This is a genomic window from Magnetospirillum fulvum MGU-K5, from assembly GCF_000442515.1.
Classification (GTDB): Bacteria; Pseudomonadota; Alphaproteobacteria; order Rhodospirillales; family Magnetospirillaceae; genus Phaeospirillum; species Phaeospirillum fulvum_B.
On the sequence record NZ_AQPH01000102.1, the window covers coordinates 1 to 8,243 of the forward strand.

The following is an 8,243-nucleotide window of genomic DNA, read 5'->3' on the forward strand; positions in this document are numbered from 1 at the left end:
GGGCATGACGGTTGGGGCTGGCAGAGCGTGGCGAGGCGCTGAATAGCGCAGAAATCCCAATGGAAGACTCTCTATTTGGGATTTCTGCGCTATTCGCCTGATCGAGGTTCCGATCAGATCGAGGATGTCCGTTGGGGCAGAAAGGATAGCACCGATGTCGGCAGGCTCATCAACACCGTCAGGTCGCACGAATTTCTGGGAACTCCCCGAGGCAGAGCAACTGAAGACACTGAGAACGTTGCACGCGATGGCGGAAAAGGCTCTGGAGACGGCGGCAGCGCAGTCGGTCGCCCGGATGCGGGCGGGCGCAGCACAGCCGGTGCCCTCAGACAGCGAGCCGGTGAAGGCGGACCCGATGGCGACCGAGGTGGGGAGCCGAACCGATCAGGCGTGACACCGCCGCCTCTGGTCGATCAGGCGAGGCTTGCCCTCCTGCCGCAGCAACCGTCCTCGCGGAGTACCGCCCCGGCGCTCGAAGATCGCCGCCTCTCTTTTGAGCCATTACAAAAATATCATCCCCGCGCCACGATGCGGTAACCCGGCTGCTGGCATTTTATCACCACAAGCTTCTGAGCCTCAGCCACTCACAAGTCTTCCTTCGGATCCAAGCGCGAACTTCCCCCCAAGATCGCGTTCCCCTCGAAAGCCCCCCGCACCACCCCCCCGGTGTGGGGGTTTTTCGTTCAGGATGGAAATCAGGGCACCCAATCTATCCATTGACGTCCGAATTATTGTAGCCGGGTACGGTTTATAGTGGCTCATTGGTGCCATCCTAACTCAGTTGCGCAATGCGCCAAATGGCAGTGGCCTGGGCTGCCAACCATTTTTGATGGTTGGCGATCCGCTCGGGCGTCCACTCTGCGTTGTCGTTAGCCAGCTTCTGTGTAATCAAGAAACCGCTTTTCTGATAGGTCTCCCGCTTCTGAGTGTATTCGACCGTGCCCAGATCGCGATTTGCGCCTGAGTGTAAAAGCGTCATATTACCGAGCCGATACACCAGCGCATCCGCATCATCATTGCTAAACCCGCCCCAGCCGTCTGGCGCGTTCTGCGGGAGTATGTGCTCGATGTTAAACGCGTCGCTAGCAAATTCGTAATCCTGACCAGAAACGTGCTTTTCAAGAGCGCACAGTATAAGACGAACCACTCGGTTGTTACGTGAGTCCGTAGTGCGGATGGCCTTTTCGGAAAAGGCTGCTCGAAACGCTGTATCGTCTGGGTAGATGCTGCGCAAGGCCTGTAGAACTGGGCCGAGATTGTTTAATTCCCTCTTGGCGAGGCGCTCGGCGACATCATTATACTTCCGCTCCTGCTCGGCGGTACTGTATGAGCCGATGACGTTGAACCGCATGGAAATAACAACCGTTGCACGCAGAAGCCCTGTGAAGTCAGGCGCGTCGAAGATGCGCTTGGCCGCCAGCAACAGGGGGAACGGCTGACGTACCCGGAAGGTTTTCAGCCCTCCTGCATATTTCTTGTCTTCCTGAGACCATTCGGAGGGCTCCGGCGAGGACAGGGCTAGATAGGTGTCGAGATCCTCTTCCATATCGCGCAACAACTGGAACACCGACTCGGGTGTGCTGACCTGCGCACGAATCGTTTTGAAAAGATCGGCTTGGCGCGAGAAATTTCGGCGGCTGTTCCAGTGCACACGCAGGAAGTCGGGGAAATTCTCCGACTGAAGACGCCCGACAATCGCCTCCCATCGGTCTTCGAGGTTTCGAAGTTCGTGGTCGGTCTCGCCCCCCCGGTCGAGCACCGAGAACAGGTAGTTCTTGAGAAGGTCGGTCGCTGAAAGGCGCACTCCACGCGCGTTGAGCGTCTCGAACACCTTGTAGGCATTCAGCTCATCGGTAACTGTGATCACCGTGAAGAACAAGCGGTCGCTGATGTCCTCTACAAGCTTTGCCAGCCGCATGCCCTCGTTGCCGGTAGTGGATTTCAGATAGGTAGCCACCTGCTTGTCGAACCATTCGAAGGCTTTGCGCAACAGGTGCTCGGAGGCGCGAAAGCCGCGCTGTGGCAGGTGTCCGAGCGGCACAAGGTACGTCTGAAAATAGTGGTTATTGTTCCGGTTAAGGGTCAGTTTTGGGCGTGCGACCAACGTGACCGGGTCTAAGTAACCGACATAGGTCTGGCGGATCTGGTCCAAGCGCCGCTTATTCGGCTCGGCATCATTATCTGCGTCAATCAGTCGTTGAATGTTCTTGAGAATGGCGAGCACGATAACGCTGATTGTCGTCAGCCGTTGCTGGCCATCAATGACGTCAAAAGTCTTGTCGTCAGCCGACTGCAAAACCAAGTACCCCATGTAGTGTGAGCTCTCGCCATCGGCCTTGAGCGTGCCCAGGAGGTCCATCCACAGGTCTTCCCATTCCTCATTGGACCAACTGTAGTCGCGCTGAAACCGGGGTATGCGGTACGTCAAACCGTTGCCGATCAGTTTCCTGAACGTGTTGTTCTCGGTCTTGAAGTTGGTTGCAGCCATGACTTGCTCCGTTTCGTCGTTCGGTGACGCCGTAGCGCCCCCATCCCGTAGTCATTCGGTCAGCCCCCGAGCGCGGCGAGCTTTGCCTCCATCTGCTTTACCTCGGCGTTGATTTCGTCGAGATTGATGCCGAAGTCAGACCTGACCGCCACCATGTTGTCGAGAATCTCGAACCGCCCGATGTAGGGTGTGCCGACGATCTCGACGCATGTCGGGAAGAATGTCCACACACATTGCTCCCCTGCCACACCCAGCAGCCTACGACATTCCCGCCCCAGCTACACCCCCGCCATCGCCCCTTCAGGGAACAGCCGGGCGAACAACGCGACACGCGGAACCCTGGCGCGGTCGGGATCGATCCGGCCTCTGTGATGCCAGTCCGCAAAGCGTTCGCATGCCCGGCCATCGGCGCAGAGCTGACGATGCCTGCACGGCTCGCAGGGGCAAGGCCCGTCATGGCCCAGAATGTTGCTGTGGATGGATGTGGCCATTATTGATCCCCTCCCACCAGCCGCACCCCAGGACCGCCGCTGCCCTGATAGTCCCCAGCCGGGATGAAGGCGATGCCTGCTGATTCCAGGGCGGTGCGGATCGTCTCCACTGTCCTTCGTTGCATGCTCTCGCCCCGCTCTAGGCGGGTGATGGTGTTGGGCGACACATCTGCTTTTTCGGCCAGTTCGCGTACACCGAGACCGAGTCCAGCACGCGCCATTTTGCATTGTTCGGGTGTCATATCGCCTCTCTAGTCACCGTGTAACTAATTAGGTGTTGCGTCACCATAACTAGTTTGGTACAAGGTAACTAGTTAGTTGCCAAAATGCAATGCCTGGGCGTAGGCCTGCCGCGCCTGTTCGCTGAGGCACGGAAGCCCGCCCGCCGTCGCCGCCAGCATCGGACATCAGGACAGCGTTCGCTGTCACCGCACGTATGGCCCGGCGGGGCTCAACATCATCAGGAAGGCTCGAAGACATGACCTCGTCGAATCTGAACACCACGTCCAGTACCCTGACCGCCGCCCGGCTCGCGGCAACCCTGGTCAATGAGGGCCGCACCGCTGAAGAGGATGGCCGCCACCCCGCAGCCGCCGATCTATACGCTGCCGCGCTGGACACGGCGGGCACCATCACCGAGCTGCCGGTGTCGACCAATGCCGAAGCTGCCGCCGTGGCCATGCACGCCCTGGCGCAGCTTCGCGGGCTGGACGGCATGGAGATTCACAACAAGGAAGGCAGGGCGCTGCTCGCGGCGAGCCTCGCTCGGGCCGATGCTGGGATAGCGGCGGTGATGCGGTTCCTGGCGAGGCAGGCCCGTGTCGATCTGTCCGAGTTGGGCTGTGGCTATTTCATCGGTGACGGCTGGCAGGGCATCGCCGCCGCCTGATCGCAGAGCATCGCGTTACAGGAACCCTCGCCGGGAAACTGGCGGGGGTTTCTTTTTGTCCGTAGCCGTCCACCTCAGACCACCCCCCACCGAATGTTTTTGCCACTGTGATGCCACTTGAGCCTTTTTCCCGTCTTCGAAAAACCAAGAAAAAACCCCGGAAACACTAGGTTTCCGGGGCAAAGTCAAACAGGGAGGCTTCACGTCTAGGAGACGTAGGGATCCAAAGACCCCCAACCCGGACACGGGGTCCGGGAACGAGACGGTGGAAGATCCACCGAAACTCTAAAACCGACTGCAACGCAGTAAGTTATCGTTTGTATCTAAGGCAAGTCGACGTCGCCAACCATTCCAAATATATCGGCCTGGGCATGCGGATATCGCATAACTCAAGCAAAATGAAAATCTGGCCCCGACGTCTTTAGTGCGATTCCGCGATTTTTGTTAAAAGGAAATCGCGGAATGCGGTAATCCGTCGCGAATGACGCAGTTCCTCGGGATAGACAAAGTAGGCATCAAACTTTGGCCCGGCGAGTTCGGGCAGCACCCGGACCAGATTGTCGGACGGGTTGATCATGTAATCTGGCATCGCCCCCAGGCCCAGCCCGCTTTTGACGGCGCGGAAGATGCCATAGATGTTGTTGACCTCCAGCACCGGACGGCGCGGCCGGTCGGGCGAGGCCCCGGATTCTAACAGCCAATTGACGTTGGCGACCGGCGCCGACACCCGCGCATCCTCGCCGAACACGATGATCCGGTGATGGTCGAGATCGGCGGGGCTCTGCGGCTTGCCGAATTCGTTGATATATTCGGGCGAGGCGAACACGCTGTAGCTCATCGTCAACAGATGACGCTGGACCAGATCGGGCTGGCGCGGCGGCATCATCCGGATCGCGACATCGGCTTCGCGCATCGCCAGATCGAGTTCGCCGTCATACAGAACCAGCGACACCGCGATATCGGGATAGAGATCAAGGAAGTCCTTGATCCGGGGCGTCAGCCACAACGACCCGAAGGCGACGGTGGTGGTGATCTTCAGCGGACCCTGGGCGCGTTCGCGACTTTCGGTCAGCAGCGCCTCGGTCATCGCCAGTTTGGAAAACACGTCTCGGGCGGTTTTGTAGAGCAATTCGCCCTGTTCGGTCAGAATCAACCCCCGCGCATGGCGGTGGAACAGCGGCAGATTGAGGCTTTCCTCCAGCGCGCTGATCTGTCGGCTGACGGCGGACTGGCTCAGGTTGAGCACCTCCCCGGCATGCGTGAAGCTACCGGCTTCGGCGACGGCATGAAAAACCCTCAGCTTGTCCCAGTCCATGGCGACGCGACAACTCCTCCCGGCAGGGACTTTGGACAAAGCCCCCGAGCCCCGTTCCCCGCCTTCCGTCGCGGACCACGGGGGCCGAAAGACGGAATGGGGGCACGAGGCGATGGTATTATGGGCCGATTAAGCGGCGTCGAGGTCAGCCCCCGGCCACGATACCGCTCAATCCCCGTTGCCCTACTGTGCCGCAGCTAATCAATTATGTCCATGCAGGGCGAGAAAGCGTTCCGCTTCCAATGCCGCCATGCAGCCGGTTCCGGCGGCGGTGACCGCCTGACGATAGATTTTGTCCTGCACATCGCCCGCCGCGAACACGCCGGGGATGTTGGTCGCGGTCGAGCCGGGAACGGTGACAAGGTAGCCTTCGTCGTCCATCGTCAACGCGCCGGTGAACAGGCCGGTGTTGGGGGTATGGCCAATCGCGACGAACACGCCATCGACCGCAAGGTCACTGATCGCGCCGGTCTTGACGTTCTTCAGCCGGACCCCGGTGACCGAAGTCGGCTGCTCGGTGCCGACGATCTCGTCCACGACGCTGTCCCACACCACGTTGATCTTGGGGTTGGCGAACAGGCGTTCCTGGGCGATCCGTTCGGCGCGCAGGCTGTCGCGGCGATGGATCAGCGTCACCTTCGAGGCGATGCCGGACAGATAGATCGCCTCTTCCACCGCCGAATTGCCGCCGCCGATCACCGCGACCTCGCGGCCCCGGAAGAAGAAGCCGTCGCAGGTGGCGCAGGCGGAAACGCCAAAGCCCGAGAATTTCTTCTCGCTGTCGATTCCCAGCCAGCGCGCGGTCGCTCCGGTGCAAATGATCACGGTATCACCGGAATAGGTGTCGCCGGAATCCCCCACCGCCTGGAACGGGCGCTTGGTCAGGTCGATCGAGACGATCAGATCGTCCTTGAACTTGGTGCCGACATGCTCGGCCTGCTGCTGCATCTGCTCCATCAGCCACGGACCCTGAACCGCCTCAGCAAAGCCGGGGAAGTTCTCGACATCGGTGGTGATGGTCAACTGACCGCCCGGCTGCAATCCGGCGACCAGCATCGGTTCGAGATTGGCACGCGCCGCATAGATCGCGGCGGTGCAGCCCGCCGGACCAGAGCCGAGGATAAGGACCTTGCTGTGATGGTGCGCCATGGACTTCCGTTCCCGCCCGTTTAATCTCGATTGAAGCTGTCAGCATACGAAGGGGGCGCGCCGCCGACAAGCGGCTCGCCCCACCCGTGATTAGAGTTCGGCGCCGTGGTTGGCGAGATAATCAGCCACGCCCTTGGAATCCGCCTTCATCCCGGCCTTGCCCTTGACCCAGCCGGCCGGGCACACCTCGCCATGCTCTTCATGGAACTGAAGGGCATCGACCAGACGCAGCGCCTCATCGACATTGCGGCCGAGCGGCAGGTTGTTGACGTGCTGGGACTGCACCACCCCGTCCTTATCGATCAGGAAGGTGCCGCGCAGGGCGACGCCACCCGGCAGCAGCACGCCGTAATCGCGGGCGATCTGCTTGGTCAGATCGGCGACCAGCGGGAAACGGACCTGGCCCAGGCCGCCCTTTGCCACCGGGGTATTGCGCCAGGCGAGGTGAGTGAATTGGGAATCGACGCTGACCGCGATCAGCTTGGTGTTGCGCTCGGCAAAGGCCTCGGCGCGATGATCGTGGGCGAGGATTTCCGACGGGCAGACGAAGGTGAAATCGAGCGGGTAGAAAAAGAGAACCCCATAAGAGCCCTTCAGGTACGACTTCAGATTGAACGCTTCGTCGATCTCGTTATCGGGCAGCACCGCGGCGGCGGTGAAATCGGGGGCGGGGTGGCCGACCAGGACGGACGGTGCAGCGATCGCTTCGGACATTCGTGGGTCTCCCTCGGTTGGGCTGAATGAAACCTGATGCCATGCAGATTATACGGTCTTTCGGCGGTGCGCAATATGGAATGATTATAACTCAAGATTAGGCTGCAACCCCCACCGCTCAGTGGGATTGGCGGTCCCGCGGACGCAGCAATATCAGAGATGCTTGCCAGCCGCGCGGCGACAGTCCATCTATTGCGGGTCTTTCGGCGCATCAGAAACGGGCAGAAACCATGGATCTTCTTTTCTCTTCCGGCGGCTCCAAGGCGGGACGACCCGGAGCGGCCGATGGCCAGGATCTTATTAAGGAAGGCAGCACCGCCAGCTTCCGCGCCGACGTGATCGAAGCGTCGATGAAGGCGGTGGTGCTGGTCGATTTCTGGGCACCCTGGTGCGGTCCGTGCAAACAATTGGGGCCGGCACTGGAAAAAGTGGTGCGCGAGGCCAAGGGCGCGGCCCGTCTGGTCAAGATCAACGTCGATGCCAACCAACAACTGGCGGCCCAGCTTCGGGTCCAGTCGGTGCCGATGGTCTATGCCTTCAAGGGCGGCCGCCCCGTCGATGCCTTCACCGGCGCCTTGCCGGAAAGCGAGTTGCGCGCCTTCCTCTCGGCGCTGACCGGCCCCCTTGCCCCCGATCTCGGCGAGATCGTCGCCGAGGCACGCACCCTGTTAAACCAGGGCGACGCCGATAACGCGATCGCGCTGTTTCAGCAGGTGCTGGAAGCCGAGGCGGAGCACCCCGCCGCCCTGGCCGGATTGCTGCGCTGCCTGATCGCAATGGGAGAAAATGCCGAGGCAGGGGAAATCCTTGCCGGGTTGTCGCCCGAATTGACCCGCAATTCCGAGATTGCCGCTGTCGCCACCGCGCTGGAATTGGCCCGTCGGGCGGCGGAGATCGGCGAGACCGAGGGCTTGCGCCAGCGGGTCGACGCCAATCCCGACGATCATCAGGCCCGGTTCGATCTCGCCCTGGCTTGTTTCGCCGCCAATCAGCCCGAAGCGGCGATCGATGCGTTGCTGGAGTTGTTCCGCCGCGACCGCACCTGGAACGACGGCGCCGCCCGCGCCGAACTGATCAAACTGTTCGAGGCCCTGGGCTCGGGGCATCCGGCGGTGTCGTCGGGACGGCGGCGGTTATCGTCGCTGATGTTTTCATGATGGCGCGGGCCGGTCTCCCTCCCCTCCCCGCCGTGGTGCC

At 60.9% G+C, this 8,243-nt stretch carries 10 protein-coding genes; 3 read left to right on the top strand and 7 right to left on the bottom strand.

Annotated elements, in window-relative coordinates; all coding sequences use genetic code 11:
- Positions 1-247 precede the first annotated feature (247 nt).
- Positions 248-394 carry a hypothetical protein gene (locus tag K678_RS18805; protein WP_155804583.1) on the top strand — a complete coding sequence of 49 codons (147 nt, stop codon included), beginning with the start codon at positions 248-250 and terminating at the stop codon, positions 392-394.
- A 378-nt stretch (positions 395-772) separates the two neighbouring features.
- On the opposite strand, the gene K678_RS16245 is transcribed toward K678_RS18805, so the two are convergent.
- Genes K678_RS16245 through K678_RS18380 form a run of 4 tightly spaced genes read right to left on the bottom strand, consistent with a single transcriptional unit; the run spans position 773 to position 3,221 of the window.
- Positions 773-2,488, bottom strand: coding sequence for a DUF262 domain-containing protein (locus tag K678_RS16245; protein WP_021133565.1), 1,716 nt, complete (start codon positions 2,486-2,488; stop codon positions 773-775).
- Positions 2,489-2,547: 59 nt separating this feature from the next.
- Positions 2,548-2,718: a hypothetical protein gene (locus tag K678_RS18810; protein ID WP_155804584.1), complete on the bottom strand. Its 171-nt coding sequence runs from the start codon at positions 2,716-2,718 to the stop codon at positions 2,548-2,550.
- Between the two features lie 48 nt (positions 2,719-2,766).
- Positions 2,767-2,979, bottom strand: a complete 213-nt coding sequence (locus K678_RS18815) for a hypothetical protein (protein ID WP_155804585.1) — start codon at positions 2,977-2,979, stop codon at positions 2,767-2,769.
- A complete protein-coding gene (locus tag K678_RS18380) occupies positions 2,979-3,221 on the bottom strand; it encodes a helix-turn-helix domain-containing protein (RefSeq protein WP_021133566.1) in 243 nt (80 codons plus the stop codon). Before K678_RS18380 ends, K678_RS18815 begins: the two co-directional genes overlap by 1 nt.
- A gap of 236 nt (positions 3,222-3,457) precedes the next feature.
- Between K678_RS18380 and K678_RS16250 the strand changes: the two genes are divergently transcribed.
- Complete coding sequence (locus K678_RS16250) at positions 3,458-3,868, top strand: hypothetical protein (protein WP_021133567.1); 411 nt, start codon at positions 3,458-3,460, stop codon at positions 3,866-3,868.
- Positions 3,869-4,289: 421 nt separating this feature from the next.
- On the opposite strand, the gene K678_RS16255 is transcribed toward K678_RS16250, so the two are convergent.
- The 3 genes from K678_RS16255 to K678_RS16265 form a co-directional block, all read right to left on the bottom strand.
- Positions 4,290-5,183 (bottom strand): LysR family transcriptional regulator, encoded by an 894-nt coding sequence (locus tag K678_RS16255; protein ID WP_021133568.1) that lies wholly within the window; start codon positions 5,181-5,183, stop codon positions 4,290-4,292.
- A 201-nt stretch (positions 5,184-5,384) separates the two neighbouring features.
- Positions 5,385-6,332: a thioredoxin-disulfide reductase gene (gene trxB / locus K678_RS16260; RefSeq protein ID WP_021133569.1), complete on the bottom strand. Its 948-nt coding sequence runs from the start codon at positions 6,330-6,332 to the stop codon at positions 5,385-5,387.
- A 90-nt stretch (positions 6,333-6,422) separates the two neighbouring features.
- Entirely contained in the window at positions 6,423-7,046 is a 624-nt protein-coding gene (locus K678_RS16265; RefSeq protein WP_021133570.1) for a peroxiredoxin, read from the bottom strand.
- A gap of 230 nt (positions 7,047-7,276) precedes the next feature.
- Between K678_RS16265 and K678_RS16270 the strand changes: the two genes are divergently transcribed.
- Positions 7,277-8,203: a thioredoxin family protein gene (locus K678_RS16270; RefSeq protein WP_021133571.1), complete on the top strand. Its 927-nt coding sequence runs from the start codon at positions 7,277-7,279 to the stop codon at positions 8,201-8,203.
- Positions 8,204-8,243: the final 40 nt, after the last annotated feature.